This window comes from Celeribacter halophilus (assembly GCF_900114135.1).
Taxonomy (GTDB): domain Bacteria; phylum Pseudomonadota; class Alphaproteobacteria; order Rhodobacterales; family Rhodobacteraceae; genus Celeribacter; species Celeribacter halophilus.
Map to the genome: position 1 here is coordinate 112,256 of NZ_FORY01000011.1, position 18,544 is coordinate 130,799.

General features: G+C 59.2%; 12 protein-coding genes and 1 tRNA gene. 11 read left to right on the top strand and 2 right to left on the bottom strand.

Annotated features, from left to right (window positions below):
* Positions 1 to 10: 10 nt before the first annotated feature.
* Positions 11 to 367: a hypothetical protein gene (locus BM152_RS12615; RefSeq protein WP_066604782.1), complete on the bottom strand. Its 357-nt coding sequence runs from the start codon at positions 365 to 367 to the stop codon at positions 11 to 13.
* Between the two features lie 416 nt (positions 368 to 783).
* Between BM152_RS12615 and purQ the strand changes: the two genes are divergently transcribed.
* The 11 genes from purQ to BM152_RS12670 all read left to right on the top strand — a co-directional run bounded on the left by purQ (position 784) and on the right by BM152_RS12670 (position 16,727).
* Positions 784 to 1,452 carry a phosphoribosylformylglycinamidine synthase subunit PurQ gene (gene purQ / locus BM152_RS12620; protein WP_066604780.1) on the top strand — a complete coding sequence of 223 codons (669 nt, stop codon included), beginning with the start codon at positions 784 to 786 and terminating at the stop codon, positions 1,450 to 1,452.
* Between the two features lie 115 nt (positions 1,453 to 1,567).
* A complete protein-coding gene (locus tag BM152_RS12625; protein ID WP_066604778.1) occupies positions 1,568 to 3,349 on the top strand; it encodes a sensor histidine kinase in 1,782 nt (593 codons plus the stop codon).
* Positions 3,350 to 3,440: 91 nt separating this feature from the next.
* The gene (locus BM152_RS12630) at positions 3,441 to 4,775 is read left to right on the top strand and encodes a sigma-54-dependent transcriptional regulator (RefSeq protein WP_066604776.1); all 1,335 of its coding nucleotides are present in this window, start codon (positions 3,441 to 3,443) and stop codon (positions 4,773 to 4,775) included.
* Between the two features lie 704 nt (positions 4,776 to 5,479).
* On the top strand, positions 5,480 to 8,482 hold the full coding sequence (locus tag BM152_RS12635) for an Rne/Rng family ribonuclease (protein WP_066604774.1): 3,003 nt from the start codon (positions 5,480 to 5,482) through the stop codon (positions 8,480 to 8,482).
* A 189-nt stretch (positions 8,483 to 8,671) separates the two neighbouring features.
* On the top strand, positions 8,672 to 9,424 hold the full coding sequence (locus tag BM152_RS12640) for a cytochrome c biogenesis CcdA family protein (protein WP_066605029.1): 753 nt from the start codon (positions 8,672 to 8,674) through the stop codon (positions 9,422 to 9,424).
* Between the two features lie 108 nt (positions 9,425 to 9,532).
* The gene (locus tag BM152_RS12645) at positions 9,533 to 10,747 is read left to right on the top strand and encodes a hypothetical protein (protein WP_066605024.1); all 1,215 of its coding nucleotides are present in this window, start codon (positions 9,533 to 9,535) and stop codon (positions 10,745 to 10,747) included.
* Positions 10,744 to 12,099 carry a cytochrome P450 gene (locus BM152_RS12650; RefSeq protein WP_066604771.1) on the top strand — a complete coding sequence of 452 codons (1,356 nt, stop codon included), beginning with the start codon at positions 10,744 to 10,746 and terminating at the stop codon, positions 12,097 to 12,099. The genes BM152_RS12645 and BM152_RS12650 overlap by 4 nt, the downstream gene beginning before the upstream one ends.
* A gap of 183 nt (positions 12,100 to 12,282) precedes the next feature.
* Positions 12,283 to 13,329 carry a cysteine synthase A gene (locus BM152_RS12655; protein WP_066604769.1) on the top strand — a complete coding sequence of 349 codons (1,047 nt, stop codon included), beginning with the start codon at positions 12,283 to 12,285 and terminating at the stop codon, positions 13,327 to 13,329.
* Complete coding sequence (locus tag BM152_RS12660; RefSeq protein ID WP_066604767.1) at positions 13,326 to 15,794, top strand: DUF3772 domain-containing protein; 2,469 nt, start codon at positions 13,326 to 13,328, stop codon at positions 15,792 to 15,794. The genes BM152_RS12655 and BM152_RS12660 overlap by 4 nt, the downstream gene beginning before the upstream one ends.
* The gene (locus BM152_RS12665; RefSeq protein WP_066604764.1) at positions 15,791 to 16,507 is read left to right on the top strand and encodes an alanyl-tRNA editing protein; all 717 of its coding nucleotides are present in this window, start codon (positions 15,791 to 15,793) and stop codon (positions 16,505 to 16,507) included. The genes BM152_RS12660 and BM152_RS12665 overlap by 4 nt, the downstream gene beginning before the upstream one ends.
* A 130-nt stretch (positions 16,508 to 16,637) precedes the next feature.
* Positions 16,638 to 16,727 (top strand) — tRNA-Ser (locus BM152_RS12670).
* A 173-nt stretch (positions 16,728 to 16,900) separates the two neighbouring features.
* Here the strand turns inward: BM152_RS12670 and BM152_RS12675 are convergent.
* Positions 16,901 to 18,544: AAA family ATPase (locus BM152_RS12675; protein WP_074914255.1), on the bottom strand; the 1,644-nt coding region annotated here is incomplete at its 5' end.

Here is an 18,544-nt window from a genome sequence, read left to right on the forward strand (position 1 = left end):
GGCTGGTCGCTTATTCGGCTGCAATCAGATTGTAGTCCGGCAGGTCTTCAAAGCGGGTTTCTGACCGTCCAAGCCATGCGAGCGCTTCTTCGGGGGTGTGGAAGGCTTGGCTGACTGTATTGCCGGCTTCGAGTTCCGTGAGGGTCGAGAACATGCGCGCCGAGCCAAAAGTGCTTTCATGCGGGGCGTAGAGAGCGATGCGTTTTTTGAAGGCGCTGTCGCGGGTTTGGTCATTTACGATGCGGGCAAGGCGACGCATGCCGTTGTAGTCGATATAGTCTTCGGTGATGTCCGAGAGATCGACCAGTTCGGGGATGTCCGGGCGAAATCCGAAAAGACTTCTGAGTTCCTGAATATCTTTTTCCACCGATGCGGTCGTTTGTGCGCCGGTAAAGCGGAGAAATATAAGGCTTTGGTTATCTATAATACGCGCTTGGACCGTCAAATTGTGTCTCCATACAGCTCTCTGGTGTTGGGGTGATTAATGACACCCTTCTGAGTTGAACCTATCATAAGCTTACAAATGGTTAACTCGCTATTAATGGGGAGGTCGCACCTTGGTGGCCTGCAATTTTGATGTGGAAGGGGGCGGAATTTCAGGAAGATGCTTGAAGCCTAGGTTGTCGCGGGATGCGGGATAAGGCTTTGAAGGGATGGCGCTATGACAATCAACTTGTGTTTCAACTTCAGTGCGAAAGTCTTTAATGGGCTTGCGTGAACGCGCCGTGCAGCCTATCAGGCTGGCAACTTGCATTTACCCCCATCTCCCAAGGAGGCCCGCCGATGAAAGCCGCCGTTCTGCAATTCCCCGGTTCCAACTGTGACCGCGATATGTATATGGCGCTGAAAAATGCGGGCGCGGATGTGAGCATGGTCTGGCACAAGGATGCCGAACTGCCGCAAGGTGTTGATGTGGTCGGCGTTCCGGGCGGGTTTTCCTATGGGGATTATCTGCGCTGCGGTGCGATTGCGGCCAATTCTCCGATCACCAATGCACTGAAGGCGCATGTGGAGCGCGGCGGGTATGCTTTTGGTATCTGCAACGGGTTTCAGGTTCTGACCGAAGCGCGGCTTTTGCCCGGTGCGCTTTTGCGCAATGCGGGGCTGAAATACATTTGTAAAACCACCCCTCTGGCGGTTGAGATCACAGACAGTCCCTATACCTCTGCCTATACGCAGGGCCAGCATATCGGCATTCCGATTGCACACCATGACGGCAATTATACCGCCGATGAAAGCACGCTCGACATGCTCGAAGGCGAGGGCCGTGTGGCATTTCGCTATCTCGACAACCCGAACGGGTCGAAGCGGGACATTGCAGGCATCGTTTCCGAGAACCGTCGCGTGCTTGGCATGATGCCGCATCCGGAACGCGCAGCCGAACCGCAGCATGGCAATGAAGATGGCAAGCTCTTCTTCACCTCGCTGCTTGATGCGGTGGTTTCCGCCTAAATAACCTGTTTCCGGCAAGAATTTGCTCAAACATCCCGCTGCCAAGGCCCCTATGGGGTCCGGCAGGCATGGCTTCCCCTTGCAGCCCGTGTCGGGCAAAGCATAAGCTCCTGTTATGAGTGATCGCGATACTATCGGGGGCAATAAAGAATTGGGCCAATCCCGCACCATGGGCTGGACCGGGCGGATGGCCCTTGTCGGCTTTGTCCTCGTGGCCTTCGGCGTTGTCTGGGTCTCCAATCTGCTTCTGACCGAACGCTACACCACACAGACCCGCAATCGCGCCGAAGTGCGTCAGGCGCTGTACGCGGGCAACCTGATGAGCGAGTTGCAGCGCAATTCCATCGTGCCGACGCTGTTGTCGCGGGATCCGGTTCTGGTCGGAGCGCTCACCTCGAATGATTTCCAGCAAACCTCCCAGCACCTGATTTCATATGTCGACGAGATCGGCGCGGCGGGCATCACGCTTCTGGATGAAACAGGGCGGGTGGTTGCAGCCACGGATCGCGCACTTTTGGGGGCGAACAACCGCCAGTCTCCGAATTTCGTTGATGCGCTGCGTTCCAATGATACGATTTTCAAGGCGCTCCAGCTTGACAACGGGGCCTATGAATTCAGCTACTCACGCCGGATCGATGTCAATAGCGCTCTGGCGGGGGTGATCGTGGTCAAGGTCGATCTCGCCAAGTTCGAGAAAAGCTGGGCCGGAATTTCGGATGCGGTGATCGTCGTAAACTCCGAAGGCAACATCATCCTTTCGACCGAGCCGCGCTGGCGCTCTAAATCGGAGGTCGAGGCGCTGGCCACACGCGATGCACCCACGGCTATTGAACGTGCGTTTCAACTGACGACCGATTGGTCGCCGGATCCCGGTGATACCTATCTGGGAGGCGAGGCGGTGATGCGTCTGGAAAGCCGGATACCGTTTCGTGGCTGGCGCATGACGTCCTTCACGACCTATTCCTCGGTGCGCGAGCGGGTGAACGGTTTTTTGGCGCTTGAGATCATGGGCTTTGCCATTCTCTTGTCCGGCGCGTTCTATATGACCTCGCGTCGTGCAGTTTCGCGCGCGGGATTGTTCCAGCGAGAAAGCGCGGAACTGCGCCAGTTGAACGCGGCTTTGCAACGTGAGATTGCCGAGCGGAAACGAGCGGAGAAAAATCTGGAGGTCGCCGAGCAAACGCTGGCGCAATCGTCGAAACTTGCGGTTCTGGGGGAGATGTCTGCCGCCGTGAGCCATGAATTGAACCAGCCTCTGGCCGCCATGAAGACCTATCTCGCCGGCGCGCGGCTTTTGATCCAGCGGAAACGCTCTGAGGAGGCGCTGGCGTCTTTCGGGCGGATTGATGATCTGATCGAGCGCATGGGCGCGATCACCAAACAGTTGAAATCCTACGCCCGCAAAGGGTCGGACGAGTTGCAGGAAATCGATCTGCGCGACTGCGTGGCCTCGGCGCTTTCCATGATGGAGCCGCAATTCCGGCAAGGCTCGGTGGAAATCATCCGTAGCCTGCCGCCGGAGCCGGTGATGGTGGATGGCGACCGTGTGCGCCTTGAGCAGGTGTTGGTGAATCTGTTGCGCAACGCCTTTGATGCGAGCAAATCTTCGGAGGAGCCACAGATCGAAATTCTTGTCACCGGTGGCGTTCTGGGCGGCACGCAAGCAAGTGTGACCGTGCGTGACAATGGCACGGGGATCGAAGACCTCGACACTTTGTTCGAGCCTTTCTACACCACCAAGGCACCGGGCGACGGGGTCGGGCTTGGGCTTGCGATCTCGTCGGGGATTGTGACCGAATTGGGCGGGCGTCTCATGGCGCGCAACCGGCCTACGGGCGGTGCGGCTTTCGAGATGGTGCTGCCATTGTCGCGTGAGGCACAGCACGCGGCGGAATGAGATCGCCGGAGGGGCATGGACCCTGAACGTGCAAACCCGAGCATAAATGAGTAAGATACAGGCCATAAGGCCGGAGAAAGAGGAAATGACCATGGCGACGGCAATGAAAATCGCGATCGTCGATGACGAACAGGATATGCGCCAATCGATCAGCCAGTGGCTGGCGCTTTCAGGCTTTGACACGGAAACCTTTTCGAGCGCGGAAGAGGCGGTCAAATCGCTTGGGCCGGATTATCCGGGGGTTGTCATCACGGACATCAAGATGCCCGGCATGGACGGGATGCAGTTTCTCAAAAAGCTGATGAGCACGGACAGCGGTCTGCCGGTGATTATGATCACCGGACATGGCGACGTGCCTATGGCGGTGGAGGCCATGCGGATCGGTGCTTTCGATTTTCTGGAAAAGCCCTTCAACCCCGACCGGATGACGGAACTGGCGAAGAAAGCCACCAATGCGCGCCGCCTGACGCTCGACAACCGCGCTTTGCGGCGTGAACTGTCCGATGGCACGGGCATTATGAACAAGCTGATCGGCGCGAGTCCTGTGATGGAGCGGCTGCGGGAGGACATCCTCGATCTGGGGCAGGCCGATGGCCATGTCCTGATTGACGGCGAGACCGGCACGGGCAAGACCCTTGTCGCCCATGCGCTTCATGCAGTGGGGACGCGGGCCTCGAAGAAATTCATCACCTTCGCTTGCGCAGGGCGTGACGAGGCCGATCTGACGCGGCGGTTGTTCGGGCCGGACCCGGATGGGCAAATCCAGCCGCTGATCGAAGAGGCCCGCGGCGGCACCTTGGTGTTGGAAGACATCGAGGCCATGCCGATGACCTTGCAGGCACGGCTTTTGAAGTGGATCGACGAACAGGGCACCCCGCCCGAAACACGCATCATCGCGATCTGCAATCTGCAGGAACAGGGGCGGACCTGCGAGAGCGCACTGCGGCCCGATCTCTACTTCCGTCTCGCGGCGATGAAAATAACAACGCCGCCGCTGCGCGCGCGGGGCGAGGACATCCTCTTGCTCTTCACACAACTCAGCCAGCAATTCGCTGAGGAATACGGCTGCGAAGCGCCGGAAGTGTCCGCACAGGAGGCCGCACAACTGTTGCAGGCGCCTTGGCCGGGCAATATTCGCCAGTTGATCAATGTGGCCGAACGCTCCGTGTTGCAAAGCCGTCGTGGCTCCGGCTCGATCACCTCGCTGTTGCTCTCGGAATCCGATGCGCCGGAACAGCAGACCATGACGACCGAAGGCAAACCGTTGAAGGAATATGTCGAAGCCTTTGAGCGTATGTTGATCGACAACACCATGCGGCGGCACAAAGGCTCGATCGTCAATGTCATGGACGAGCTGTGCTTGCCGCGCCGGACGCTGAACGAGAAAATGGCGAAATACGGATTGCAGCGCTCGGACTATCTCTGAGTGTCGGACGTGGCGCGTGGTGAGCAAATCTTAACCTTTCCGCACCTATGATGCCTATAAAGCCGGGTGCTTCGGGTCAAATGTGGCCCGAAGCGTCTGCGTTTATGGCCGGAGTGACCATCGGGCCGTCGCGATGTCTTGCAAAACGGGCGTCACGCCGGATTTCACATCTGTGCGATATTCATGCATTTTTGCGGCAAGCAGGGTCGATCCTGTGCCCGATTGCACGAAAATCGCTTTAGTAGGTTGTGTTGAAGGGTTTTGGTCACTACTGATAGAAAGACGCAGGTCCGTGTGACGGCATTCCCGCCCCTCGGAAACCGCGTAAAAAGATTCGCTGCATGCGTGCGCTGGACGTCCGGGGATCGCGAGAATGATCGACGAACCGCATCGACACCACCCGCAGGGCAGACCGATACCGCCGAATGGTATGACAAAACCTCGGCACGAACCGCCCCGAATGCCCTAAAGGCTCGTGGGATTTAAATGGGCGCAGATACGGCAAAGAACCGTGTGATGCGCCGGAGAAGAAACGCGATGCAACGCGCACAGGCACGAAGAAACGCAATAACGGGAGCTTTTGCTCACCGTTTTCTTGCGACCGTTGCCTCTGCCGGACCGCTCGCCCCAATATATCACCCGATCCAGTCCCGCACGCCCTTCAGGGGAGGTGCGGCTGCGCCGGGTGCCGAAAGACAAACTCAATGGCAAAGAAAATGCTCATCGACGCCACCCACGCGGAAGAAACCCGGGTTGTGGTGGTGGACGGAAACAAGGTCGAGGAATTCGATTTTGAATCTGAAAACAAACGCCAGCTTGCTGGCAACATCTATCTCGCAAAAGTAACGCGCGTCGAACCGTCGCTTCAGGCGGCTTTTGTGGATTACGGCGGCAATCGCCACGGGTTCCTTGCGTTCTCCGAAATCCATCCGGATTATTACCAGATTCCTGTCGCGGACCGCGAGGCGCTTCTGGCCGAAGAAATGGCCTATGCGAAAGCACAGGAAGAGGAAGAAGAAAAACCCAAACGCTCCCGTCGCCGCCGCTCGCGTTCGCGCTCCAAGGCCGAAGAGGTCAAGAGCGATGATGCTGTGGAGACCAAGGATGTCGCTCTGCCGGAAACAGACGGCGAAGCCGATGCTCCCGCGGTCTCCGGTATGGATGTGATCGAGCCGGAAGCCTCGGATGCCGATGCGCTGATCGCCGATGGTGATGCGACAGGTGCGGTAGAAGAGGGCACATCGCCCGCCTTTACCGTTCACGAGACGCCGGTCGAAGAACCCGCCGAAGACGAGACCGCCGACGCCGCACCGGTTGAAGAGCCCGTTTCCGAAGCCGCACCTGCCGAAGAGGCTGGTGACAGCGCGGAAGATGTTTCCTCTGATGACGCCGACGAGGCTTCTGACGATGAAGACGAACAAGGGTCCGACGATGATGCGGAAACGGCGTCAGAGCGTGATGACAGCATCGAAAGCGTTGCGGACGATGATACGGACGAAGAAGTGCGCCCGAAACGCAAGCCGCGTCCGCGCCGTTATAAAATTCAGGAAGTCGTCAAAGTGCGTCAGGTCATGCTGGTGCAGGTTGTGAAAGAAGAGCGCGGCAACAAGGGCGCGGCTCTGACCACTTACTTGTCGCTGGCCGGTCGTTACTGTGTGCTGATGCCGAACACCGCCCGTGGCGGCGGTATTTCGCGCAAGATCACCAATGCCGCAGACCGCAAGAAACTCAAAGAGATCGCAGGCGAGCTTGAAGTGCCGCAAGGCGCTGGCCTGATCGTCCGCACGGCGGGCGCGCAGCGCACCAAGACCGAGATCAAACGTGATTACGATTATCTCAAACGGATGTGGGAACAGATCCGCGAGTTGACCCTGAAATCGGTCGCGCCCGCGATGATCTACGAAGAGGGCGATCTGATCAAACGCTCGATCCGTGACCTGTATAACAAGGACATCGACGAGGTCTTTGTTGAAGGCGAAGCGGGGTATCGCGAGGCCAAGGACTTCATGAAAATGATCATGCCGTCCCATGCCAAGAACGTGAAACATTACGCCGACCAGTTGCCGCTTTTCGCGCGCTATCAGGTGGAAAGTTACCTTGCGGGCATGTTCAACCCGACTGTGCAGCTCAAATCTGGCGGTTACATCGTGATCGACGTGACCGAGGCGCTTGTCGCGGTGGACGTGAACTCGGGTCGCGCCACGAAAGAAGGCTCGATCGAGGAAACCGCGCTCAAGACCAACCTTGAAGCCGCCGAAGAAGTGGCCCGTCAGGCGCGTCTGCGCGACTTGGCCGGTCTCATCGTCATCGACTTCATCGACATGGAAGAGCGCCGTAACAATACGGCGGTCGAGAAACGTCTGAAAGACAAGCTCAAAACCGACCGTGCACGTATTCAGGTGGGTCGCATCTCCGGTTTCGGCCTGTTGGAAATGTCGCGTCAACGTTTGCGTCCGGGTATGCTGGAAGCAACGACCCAGCCGTGCCCGCATTGTCACGGCACGGGGCTGATCCGCTCCGACGACAATATGGCGCTCACGATTCTGCGCCAGCTAGAAGAAGAGGGCACCCGCAAGCGGTCCCGCGAGGTGCTTTTGAAAGCGCCCGTGGCCATTGTGAACTACCTTATGAACATGAAGCGTGAAAAGATCGCCCAGATCGAAGCGCGCTATGGCATGGCGATCCGTGTCGAGGCCGATCCCTTCCTGATCTCGCCGGACTTCACCATCGAACGGTTCAAAACCGCCACCCGTGTGGTGCCGGAAGTAAGTGCGACTGTGATTTCCGCCTCTGCGGATATGATGTCGGATTACGAAGAGCCGGAAGAAGAGGAAGAAGCACAGGCCGAGGTCGTCGAGGCTCCGGTTGTTGCGGACGAGGCGGAAGAGGAACAGAAGCCGAAAAAGCGCCGTCGTCGGCGTCGTCGGCGGAAGTCGCGGGACGAGAACGGCGAATCCCGCTCCGAGTCCAACGGTGAAACTTCGGGCGAGTCCAAAGAGACGGACGGGGCCGAAGCAACTGATGCTGAGGCTTCTGAAGGCGCGGCTGTAGAGGCGTCGGCGGAGACATCCGAAGAAGCTCCGGCTGAAACGGACGAAGTCAAAACGCCGAAGAAACGCACCCGCACCCGCCGCAAGAAGGCCGAGGCTGCGGACGCGACCGAGGCAAATGCCGAGACAAGTGATGAAGTGAAGGCCGTTGAGGCCAAGCCGGAAGAAACGGTAGAAAAGCCCAAGCGGACCCGCACCCGTCGCAAGAAAGTCACGGAAACGTCCGAGGGCGCAACCGAGACTGTGACGGAAGAAGCCCCGAAAGAGGACGAGGCAGCCGAAAAGCCGAAGCCCCGCCGCAAACGCCGGACCAAGGCGCAGATCGAAGCGGACAAAGCTGCGGCTGAGGCGGAGAAAGCGGCAGCGGTTGATGCGGCGAACACTGAGGCTGCGCCTGCGGTTGAAGAGGCCGCGCCCGCGGTTGCCGAGGCTCCAGCCGAAGCCCCAGCAGAGGTGATCGCTGAGCCTGTGTCCGAACCTGCAGTTGCCTCTGTGGCTGAGCCCGCTCCGACAGAGGCCGCCTCAACAGAGCCCGCTCCGGCGGAAACGGTTGCGGCATCGGTCGGGGAGGATGATCCGGTGGTGAAATCCGAACCGGAAGCCGAGGCAAAGCCCGCGCCTACGAAGCCCAAACGTCGCGGCTGGTGGAGCCGTTAAGGCGCTTTGATATAAGTTTGACATGAGATTGAAACGCGGCCGGGTTTGTCCCCGGCCGTTTTTCGTTCCGGTCATCATGCCGGTTTTGGCGTGGCAGAGGGGGATTGAAACGGTGCCCAACGCAAATGTGAGGGGATGCGACAGTCTCGACGCTAGGCAGGGACGATTTCCTGTGGCATGAGCATGAATATGTTTGGAATTGATCTCTTTGACGCCACGCTTCTGCCCTCCATGCTTGTCGCACTTGCGGCGGGGATGGTGTCGTTTCTTAGCCCTTGCGTCCTGCCCATCGTGCCGCCCTATCTGGCCTATATGTCCGGGATTTCCATGGGCGAGCTGACCGGTGGGGGCAAAGCCTCGCGCAAGGCCATTGTGCCCGCGCTTCTGTTTGTGCTGGGCCTGTCCACCGTGTTTCTCTTCATGGGGTTCACCGCCTCGGCATTCGGGATGTTTTTTCTGAAAAACCAGATACTGTTCTCTCGGATTTCCGGTGTCGTGATCATCATTCTGGGACTGCATTTCCTGTCAGTTTTCCGCATTCCGATCCTCGACCGTGAGGCGCGGATTGATGCGGGGGATAAGGGGGGCACGGCCTTGGGCGCCTATGTCCTGGGGCTGGCCTTTGCCTTTGGCTGGACGCCCTGCATCGGGCCGCAGCTTGGCGCGATTCTCTCTATGGCCGCATCCGAAGCCTCCGTGTCGCGCGGAACCACGCTTTTGGCGACCTATGCCATCGGGCTTGGCCTGCCGTTTCTGCTGTCTGCGATCTTTATCACCCGTGCGGTGGGGCTGATGAACCGTCTCAAACGTCATATGGGGCTGATTGAGAAGGTCATGGGCGGGCTTCTTTTGCTTGTGGGCCTGTTGATGGTCACAGGCGCGTTTTCACGGCTGTCCTACTGGCTGTTGGAAACCTTCCCTGCTCTGAGCCAGCTTGGCTGAGTGGGCGGGTAAGTCCACCTGTTCCCGAAACATCCGAGCCATAGGCTTTAGGGCTTAAATTTGCCTCAAACTCGCGTTAGGGTGATGGAAACGTTGAAGGTTTTCGTCATGGTCGAGTGTGTTGGGCAGGTCAAAAGGCGTCGGGTGTTTTACATCCCCGGCTATGATCCAATTCCGCCGCGCCGCTACCGCGAGCTCTATCGCAAGGAAGGCGCGGCACAGGCCGACATTTCCGGCTATTCCCTCAGCCTTTCCCCCAAAAAGGGTCGCAATTTCGGCTGGTCGGTTGAGGCGGATATTGACGGGACCAAGACCCACAGCGAGATTGACGTGCTGGTCTGGTCCGACATTGTGCAGGAGAGCATGGAGGCGGGGATTTTCCGCACCTACCTCGTCCTTTTGCGCACCGCATGGATGTATATGTCTACAGGTGCGCTGTTTCGCTTGATGAAACTCCGGCGCGGGCCTGTGATTGCCGCGCTTTACCCGATTGGCGTGCTGCTGCTGCAATTGCTCCTTGCCTGCCTGCTGGTTTGGGCTGTGACGGCTCTGGGCGGATTGTTCGGTTTGTGGGGGCATTGGATCGGTTTAGCGCTGGGGCTTGTTTCCGGTGCTGCGCTCTTGCGCTGGTTCAAGTCGCAAGACGGCAAGGTATTCGCCTATTACCTGATGCATGACTACGGGTTCTCGGCGCGTTGGCGCGGGGCGAATCCTCCGGTTCTCGATACACGCATGGCGGAATTTCGCGACGAATTGGCAAAGGCACTGCGCGAGGACTGGGACGAGGTGCTGCTCATCGGACACAGCTCCGGCGCGCATTTGGGCATCTCTATCCTTGCGGATTTAATCCGTGCGGGGGAGGTGCCGGCAACAGGGCCGGCCTTGTCCTTTCTGACGCTTGGCCAAGTCGTGCCAATGGTATCGTTCCTGCCGGAAGCCAAAGTCCTGCGCCGTGATCTGGCCTTTCTGTCGGCGCGCGAGGAGGTGTTCTGGCTTGATGTCACCGCGCCGGGGGACCCGTGTTCCTTTGCATTGTGCGATCCGGTCAAGGTGTCCGGCGTCGCACCCAATGATCAGAAATGGCCCTTGGTGATCTCGGCGGCCTTTACGCAGACGCTCAGCCCAAAAAAACAGGCCACGCTTAAACGGCGGTTCTTCCGGCTGCATTTCCAATATCTCTGCGCCTTCGATCAGCCCGCAGAATATGACTATTTCAAAATTACAGCCGGTGGTGCAACACTGGCTTCCCGCTATCAGACGCACATGCCCAGCCCGAGCCGGATCGATGTCCCGGCCAATAAATTTAAGGATATGGCGTTATGATCCCTCCGAAGCCGACACCGCGGCCCGAGAAAACCAGTCTGCGCAACTACGTCAAACTGTTTCGCAAGGACATCCTTTCGGCCCAACCTGCGAAACTCTATCGTGCGTGGATGGCCGAATATAAAACGCCGTTTTTCCGCAGCTTTCTGGTCAATCAGCCCTCGCTTGTGAAACGTGTGCTCAATGAAGATCCGATGAATTTCCCCAAATCGGGCCGCGTAGCCGAAGGCTTGCGGCCCTTGTTGGGCGATAGCGTGTTTCTCACCAATGGCGAGACATGGCAAAGACAGCGCCGCATCATTGATCCGGCCTTTGAAGGCGGGAGGCTGAAAGATACCTTTCCGGCGATGCGGGCCGCAGGAGAGCAGTTGGTTGCGCGGCTTGCGGAACAGGACGGTGCTTTCGACATCGAACCCTATGCCTCCGAAGGCGCGGCCGATGTGATCTTCCGCACGCTTTTCTCGATCCCGATCACCCATGACACGGCGGCAAAAGTCTTTGAGGAGTTCCAAGGCTATCAGCGCGCCCAGCCTATTCTCAATATCGCCGCCTTTATCCCGTTGCCGAAATGGCTGCCGCGCTTCCACCGCAAGCGCACACGGGACGGGGCGAGGGCGATCCGCAAGCTCATCACTGATCTGACCGCCAAACGCATGGCCGAGATCGAGGCGGGCAGGGCGCCTGATGATCTGGCAACCAAGATCATGACCACCACCGATCCACAAACCGGCGAGCGGTTCAGCACACAGGAGATGGTCGATCAGGTGGCAATCTTTTTTCTTGCGGGCCACGAAACCTCGGCCACTGCACTGGGGTGGGCGCTCTGGCTGCTGGCCGCCAATCCGGAGGTGCAAGCGCGTGCCGCACAAGAGGCGCTGGAACTTCCGTCAGAACCGGCTTTCTCCGATATCTCGAAACTTCGTTTTATCAAGGACGTGTTCAGGGAGGCGCTCCGGCTCTATCCTCCCGTGCCGATGATGGTGCGCGAAGCCAAATGTCCGGTTCGGTTCCGTGCGCGCGATGTGCCCAAAGGTGCGCAGATCGTGCTGTCTCCGTGGCATCTCGGGCGGCACGAGATTTTCTGGGAACGTCCCGACGAGTTTGATCCCGACCGGTTCAAGACCGAGAATGGCAAGACATGTCTGCGCGACGCCTTTATCCCGTTTTCCACCGGCCCGCGCGTCTGCACGGGGGCGGGATTTGCTATGGTTGAGGGCGTTCTGTTTCTTGCGCTGATCTTGCGGGCCTTCCGTATCGAGACCGTCGCAGAGAAAACTCCGGTGCCCGTGGCGCATTTGACCGTTCGATCCAAAGACGGGATATGGCTACGCCTCACTCCACGAGAGGCTTGAGGTAGCGGTTTTCGGGGTTTTCTGATGGCGAAAATACTCGTTGTCTGAGCTCTCAAACAAAACGCTCGTTCTGGACTTTAGTGAAATGTTGGGACAATATCCCTCTCTTTCTGGCCCAGCCTTGAGCTTGCGGGATGTGCGTCCTAAACATTCATAGACTGCGAGATAAAAAGGACTCCCACTATGTCTGCGCCCAGCCCCCTGAAACGTGATATGATCGACAGCATTGGCAACACGCCCCTTATTCGCCTCAAAGGGCCGTCGGAGGCGACGGGCTGTGATATTTATGGCAAGGCGGAATTTATGAACCCCGGCCAATCGGTCAAGGACCGCGCGGCCTTGTTCATCATTCAGGATGCTTTGAAAAAGGGCACGCTCAAACCCGGCGGCACAATTGTCGAGGGCACGGCGGGCAACACGGGCATCGGTCTGGCGCTCGTCGGATCGGCGCTGGGGTTTCGCACGGTGATTGTGATCCCCGAGACGCAATCTCAGGAAAAGAAAGACATGATCCGTCTGGCGGGGGCGGAACTGGTGCAAGTGCCTGCTGCACCCTATAAAAATCCGAACAATTATGTTCGTTATTCCGAACGTCTGGCCAAAGAACTTGCACAAACCGAACCAAACGGTGTGATCTGGGCCAACCAGTTCGACAACACGGCGAACCGTCAGGCGCATATCGAAACCACAGGGCCCGAGATCTGGGAACAAACCGGCGGCAAGGTGGATGGGTTCATCTGTGCGGTCGGGTCGGGCGGGACCTTTGCGGGTGTCGGGCTGGCCTTGCAGCCGAAAGGTGTCAAGATCGGTCTCGCGGACCCGATGGGTGCGGCGCTATATAGCTACTACAAGACCGGTGAACTGAAATCCGAGGGCGGCTCGATCACTGAGGGGATCGGGCAGGGACGGATCACCGCCAACCTCGAAGGCTTCACCCCCGATTTCGCCTACCAGATTCCGGATGAAGAGGCGCTTCCCGTTGTCTTCGATCTTCTGGAGCATGAGGGGCTTTGCGTCGGCGGGTCGTCGGGCATCAATGTGGCCGGAGCCATGCGCATGGCGCGTGAAATGGGGCAGGGACATACGATTGTCACGGTGCTGTGCGATTACGGCACGCGCTATCAGTCGAAACTCTTCAATCCCGAATTCCTTGCGGAGAAAAATCTGCCGGTGCCGGAATGGCTGACCCGTGGACCGCGCGACCTGCCTGACGTATATGAAGGTGTATGATCACACGCCTTCTGAGCCGCATTTTCCTGATTCTCTGTCTTGTTCTGCCGCTTGCTGCGGTGGGGCAGGACACGCCTACGCCGGACTATACGGAATGGGAGAGCGTAGCCTCTGAGGCCGAAACGGAAATCTCCGAAGAGGACACGACCAGCGCCGATCTGGAAGACCTGCGTGATACGCTCGTGATCTGGCGCGAGAGCTTCCTGTCTGCACAAGATACCAACGCCAGCCGGATCGACACGCTTGAGGGGCAGATCGATGCGCTTGGTCCTGCGCCGGCTGAGGGGGAAAGCGAAAGCGACGAGATTGCGCAGCGGCGCGAGGATCTGACCACACAGCTTGAAGATCTCGAAGCTCCGGTCAAAACCGCCGAAGAGGCCTATAGCCGCGCCAACGGTCTGATTGCCGAAATCGACAGCACCTTGAGCGCCCGTCAGGCCGACGCTTTGATGGCTTTGGGACCGACGCCTCTCAACCCCAAACTCTGGCCAGCGGCCTTGTCTGCGCTGAGTAAGACCGGCGTTGAAGCATGGGCGAGCATCAGCGCCAATGCGGCTTCCGAGACCGGTCAGGCAAGGCTCAAATCCAATGCGGCGACGCTGGTGTTCTATCTGGTGATTGCCATTATTCTGGTGTTTCGCGGGCGCTACTGGTCTGAGAAAATGACCGGATTTATGCGTCAGCGTGTCCGAGGGGCTGCCGGACAGGGGGTGACGGGGTTTCTTGCGTCGCTGAGCCAGATCGTCGTTCCGCTGCTAGGGCTTATGGCCATCACCGAGGCCGCTATGGTTTCCGGTCTTCTGGGCGCGCGCGGGGAGGCGATCTTTATGACGCTGCCGCGGATCGGGGTGGCTTATTTCGTGTCACGTTGGCTGATCGGGCGTCTGCTCTATCAGACAGGTCCGAACGGTGCTCTTTTCGAACTCCCCACCGCGCGCCGCGTTGAAGCCACCGGCATGGCCACCCTTGCGGGGGTGATGCTGGCGCTGGAGAGCGGCCTGACGGTTCTGGCGGAGATTGACGGCTATTCCGAGGCCACCATCGCTGTTCTCTCCTTCGTTCTGATGGCTGTGACGGCGGCTGCGCTGTTCCGTCTGGCGCGGATTATGGTGTCGGCGCAACCGCAGTTCGTTGACGAGACGGGGGAGGTGGACCTCGATCCGGGGTTTGCGTCGCTGATCATCCGCACCGTGTCGCGGGTCGTGTTGCTGGGCAGTGTCGTGGCGCTGGCTCTGGGGGCGGTCGGCTATATGTCCGCCGCTTTGGGGATCGTGTTCCCCTTGGTGCGCTCTCTGGCGCTGATGGGCATTCTGGTGGTCCTGTCCCGCCTTGTGCATGATCTCTATGCCTTGATGACCCGCAAGCGAGAGGACGAGGGCGAACCTCTGGTCCCCGTGCTTTTGTCTTTGCTGCTTATGATTGCGGCCTTGCCGGTCTTCGCTCTGATCTGGGGCGTGCGCGAGGAAACGCTGTGGGAAATCTGGGCGCAGATGCGCGAGGGCTATTCTCTGGGCGGTGTGCAGATTTCGGTGGGTGATCTGCTATTGCTCATTGTCGTCTTTATGATCGGTCTCGGCCTGACGCGTCTGTTCAAAGCCGCCTTGCGCACCGCAATCCTGCCCAAAACCAAGCTCGACAAAGGCGGGCAGAATGCACTTGTGGCAGGGGCGGGCTATCTCGGGATTTTCCTTTCGGTGATTGTCGCTGTGACCGCCGCAGGGATCGACCTGTCGGCGCTGGCAATTGTCGCAGGGGCGCTCTCTGTCGGGATCGGTTTTGGTCTTCAGAACATTGTGCAGAACTTTGTCTCCGGCATCATCCTTCTGATCGAACGCCCGATTTCCGAGGGCGACTGGATTGATGTGGGCAACGGACAGATGGGCTATGTGCGCGATATTTCCGTGCGCTCCACGCGGGTCGAGACGTTTGACAAGACCGATCTGATTGTGCCCAACGCCGATCTGATTTCCAATCAGGTGACGAACTACACCCGTGGCAATCTGATCGGACGGGTGATCGTGCCGGTCGGGGTCGCCTACGGGACCGACACGCGCAAGGTCGAGACGATCCTGCGCGAGATTGCCGAAGCGCAACCGATGGTGGCCGTGAACCCGCCGCCGCAGGTTTTGTTCCTCAGCTTCGGCGCGGATGCGCTGGAGTTTGAAATTCGGGCCATCCTGCGTGACGTGAGCTACATCATGGCGGTGAAGAACGACATCAACCACGCGATTGCGAAACGCTTTGCTGAAGAAGGTATCGAAATTCCCTTTGCTCAACGCGATATCTGGCTGCGGAATCCTGAAGCTCTCGCGGGGCAAACGCCCGCCGCTGTGTCTTCCGCCGCCGCGCAGTCGGAGAGGCAGGCCGCTGAGGCTCCGCATGCGGACAGTGCTCTTGCCGAGCGGCAGATGCTGACCGACAGTGATTTCGGCCCGGATGGCGAGGCCGACGGAGACAGCACATGACCGAGATGCTGTTTCGTGAGGACGCCTATTTGCAAGAGGCTGATGCCACCGTGTTGCGCCATACGCCTGAAGGCGGCATCGTTCTGGACCGCACCATCTTTTACCCCACGGGCGGCGGCCAGCCTGGCGACAACGGGCAGCTGGATTGGGAGGGCGGTGGCCTGACCATCGCGACGACCGTCAAGGGCGATCATGGTGCGATCATCCTTGTGCCCGCCGAAGCGGCCCATTTGCCGCCTGTGGGCACGGTTGTGACGCAGCGGCTCGACTGGATGCGCCGGCATGGCCATATGCGAATCCATACGGGGCTGCATCTCCTGTCTGTGGTGTTGCCCTATCCCGTGACCGGTGGTTCAATCGGGGCGGAGCGCGGGCGGCTCGATTTCCGGATGCCGGAGCCGATCATCGACAAGCTGGCGGTGGAAGAGCAACTCAATGCCCTGATCGAACGTGATCTCGTCGTGTCCGAAGACTGGATCTCGGAGGAGGCGCTTCTGGCCAATCCGTCGATCATTAAAACCATGTCGGTCATGCCGCCTATGGGGCAGGGGGCTGTGCGGCTGATACGGATCGGGCAGGGGCGGGACCAGGTCGATCTGCAACCTTGCGGTGGTACCCATGTGGCCCGCACATCGGAAATCGGTCGCCTGCGCCTCGGTAAGGTCGAGAAAAAAGGCCGCGACAATCGACGGGTCTCGATCCTTCTGGATTGAGGCGAACCCTTGTTTTCAAGGGCGCTCGCCCCCGTGCTGAACCTGTGATTTCACAAAGCGTCAAAAAACATTCATTTTCTCGCAATCTGGGGGTTGCACCCCCCCCATGATCTCCACTATAGACGCCGGCGGAGAGGTGGCCGAGTGGTCGAAGGCGCACGCCTGGAAAGTGTGTAGGCGGGGAACCGTCTCGAGGGTTCGAATCCCTTCCTCTCCGCCATTACCTTTTCTTAAGGTGCTCATATTACTTCCCTTTTTCTTTGTTTCGAAACCTTAGGTACCATTGCAGGTACCATTTGGTCATGTCAGGATGTTTTGCGCATCGCCTTATCGGTCTTGGTTTGCCTTTTCAGTAACCAGTTTATCACGGATTAGATGTCGAGCAAGTTTGTGTCATTCGACGAAACTTTCATCGCAATGACAGATCCTCTTTGCCTCCTCACCGGAGACCTCGCGCTTTGCGACAAGCTCTTCGGCCAGTGCGTTGAGATCAGCCTGCCTCGCTTTGAGGAATTCCATCGCGCGCGCTTCGGCTTTTTGCAGATGCTTGTGGACGCGCAAGCGGCGGGCTTGGTCGGTGAGCAGTTGGGGCACGGAGGCGTCGGTGTGGGTGAGACCCTCGCCCCCGAGGCCCAGGCGGGTCTCCAGATCCAGCGCAAGCCGTGTGGCCAGGGCCAGATCCGAGTTTTGCGGACCGCCCGCACCGTTGGAGGCATCGCCCAGAACCAGGCGCTCGGCCGCACGGCCCGCCAAAAGCGTGGCGAGTTCGTCTTCAATGTCGACTTTGGTCAGAGCTGCCGGAAGGGCCGCGCGCTGCGTCTCGCCGCCCGTTGGTGTGAGGGTGATCTTGCGCACACTGCCTGGCGCAAGATGTTGGGCCATCAGCGTATGTCCTGCTTCGTGCAGCGCAATGCGGCGCAAAATCTTCGGGTCGACCGCATCAATGCGCAGATGCTTGCGCAGAAGTGCTGCATCCAGAGACAGGCCGAGATGACGCGCGTCGGATTTGGCGGCGCGGATCGCGGCATCCAGCTCGGCAGGTGTCTTGCCCGTGGCCTCGGTGGAGAGTGCGTCGAGTTCGTCAGGCGCGAGCCTTTCGCCAAGCCCCCGGCTCAGCAGGACGTGAATGGTTGCCCGGTCCGGCAGGGGCATCTCGCATTTGAGATCAAAGCGCCCGTCACGCAAAATGGCGGGATCAAGTGTCTCCGGGAAGTTGCAGGCGCCAATGAGCAACGCGCCTTCGCTGCGCATCAACCGGTCGATCTGCTCCAGAAAGCCGTTGATGACCTGTGTGCGGTAGTTGCGATTGTGGGCGCTGCCGTCCAGACGCGATCCGCAAGCATCAATCTCGTCGATGAATACCACGCAAGGCGCGGACTTGATTGCTTTATCAAAGCTCTCGACCATGGCGCCCAGCATGGTGTTCAGGGGGCCAGCGGCTTGCCACTCTGCAAAGCTGGCCTGAAGGAAGTGAACATCTGCGGCCGCGCCCATCGATCGCGCAAGCCATGTTTTGCCAGTCCCAGGTGCGCCATAGAGCAGAAGCGAACGCGAGCAGTCCGCCCAGTCCAGCTCGCCTGCCTGCCATGCGCAGAGGTCGGCCACCATCCGGCGGGCCGTCTCATGAGCAGGGCTGTTGCCTGAGATCCGGGCTGCGATTTGATCTGTGATCGCGCCAGCGCTTTCGCCTGACCTTTGAGACTGCCCACCTGTGGCCGATGAAGAGGCGTCTTTGGCCGTTTGGGCCATCTGCGCAATCTGTGCGGCCACGTCCCTTGCGGTTGATGCGCGCAGGGCCAGCAGCAGCTGCACCATGTCCAGTTGTGACAGCGCGCCCTCATCCGGCAGGGCTGCACGGGTGGCGGCCTCGTCAATGCGACCGGTGGCGCTGTGAGAGGCTTGCAGCACCGCGATGAGAATATCGGCTGTCAGCGGTGCAAACTCCAGTTGCCGCACCGGGGCCTCACGAAACTCCGGCAAGAGCTCGTGAGCGTCATCACAGAACAGGATCAGCGGTGACGCGCCGGTGAGAGCCTG

Coding starts and splice junctions, on each gene's coding strand:
- BM152_RS12655 (WP_066604769.1), top strand. CDS start 12,283: ATGTCTGCGCCCAGCCCCCTGAAACGTGATATGATCGACAGCATTGGC.
- BM152_RS12650 (WP_066604771.1), top strand. CDS start 10,744: ATGATCCCTCCGAAGCCGACACCGCGGCCCGAGAAAACCAGTCTGCGC.
- BM152_RS12665 (WP_066604764.1), top strand. CDS start 15,791: ATGACCGAGATGCTGTTTCGTGAGGACGCCTATTTGCAAGAGGCTGAT.
- BM152_RS12625 (WP_066604778.1), top strand. CDS start 1,568: ATGAGTGATCGCGATACTATCGGGGGCAATAAAGAATTGGGCCAATCC.
- BM152_RS12640 (WP_066605029.1), top strand. CDS start 8,672: ATGTTTGGAATTGATCTCTTTGACGCCACGCTTCTGCCCTCCATGCTT.
- BM152_RS12630 (WP_066604776.1), top strand. CDS start 3,441: ATGGCGACGGCAATGAAAATCGCGATCGTCGATGACGAACAGGATATG.
- BM152_RS12645 (WP_066605024.1), top strand. CDS start 9,533: ATGGTCGAGTGTGTTGGGCAGGTCAAAAGGCGTCGGGTGTTTTACATC.
- BM152_RS12660 (WP_066604767.1), top strand. CDS start 13,326: ATGATCACACGCCTTCTGAGCCGCATTTTCCTGATTCTCTGTCTTGTT.
- BM152_RS12635 (WP_066604774.1), top strand. CDS start 5,480: ATGGCAAAGAAAATGCTCATCGACGCCACCCACGCGGAAGAAACCCGG.
- purQ (WP_066604780.1), top strand. CDS start 784: ATGAAAGCCGCCGTTCTGCAATTCCCCGGTTCCAACTGTGACCGCGAT.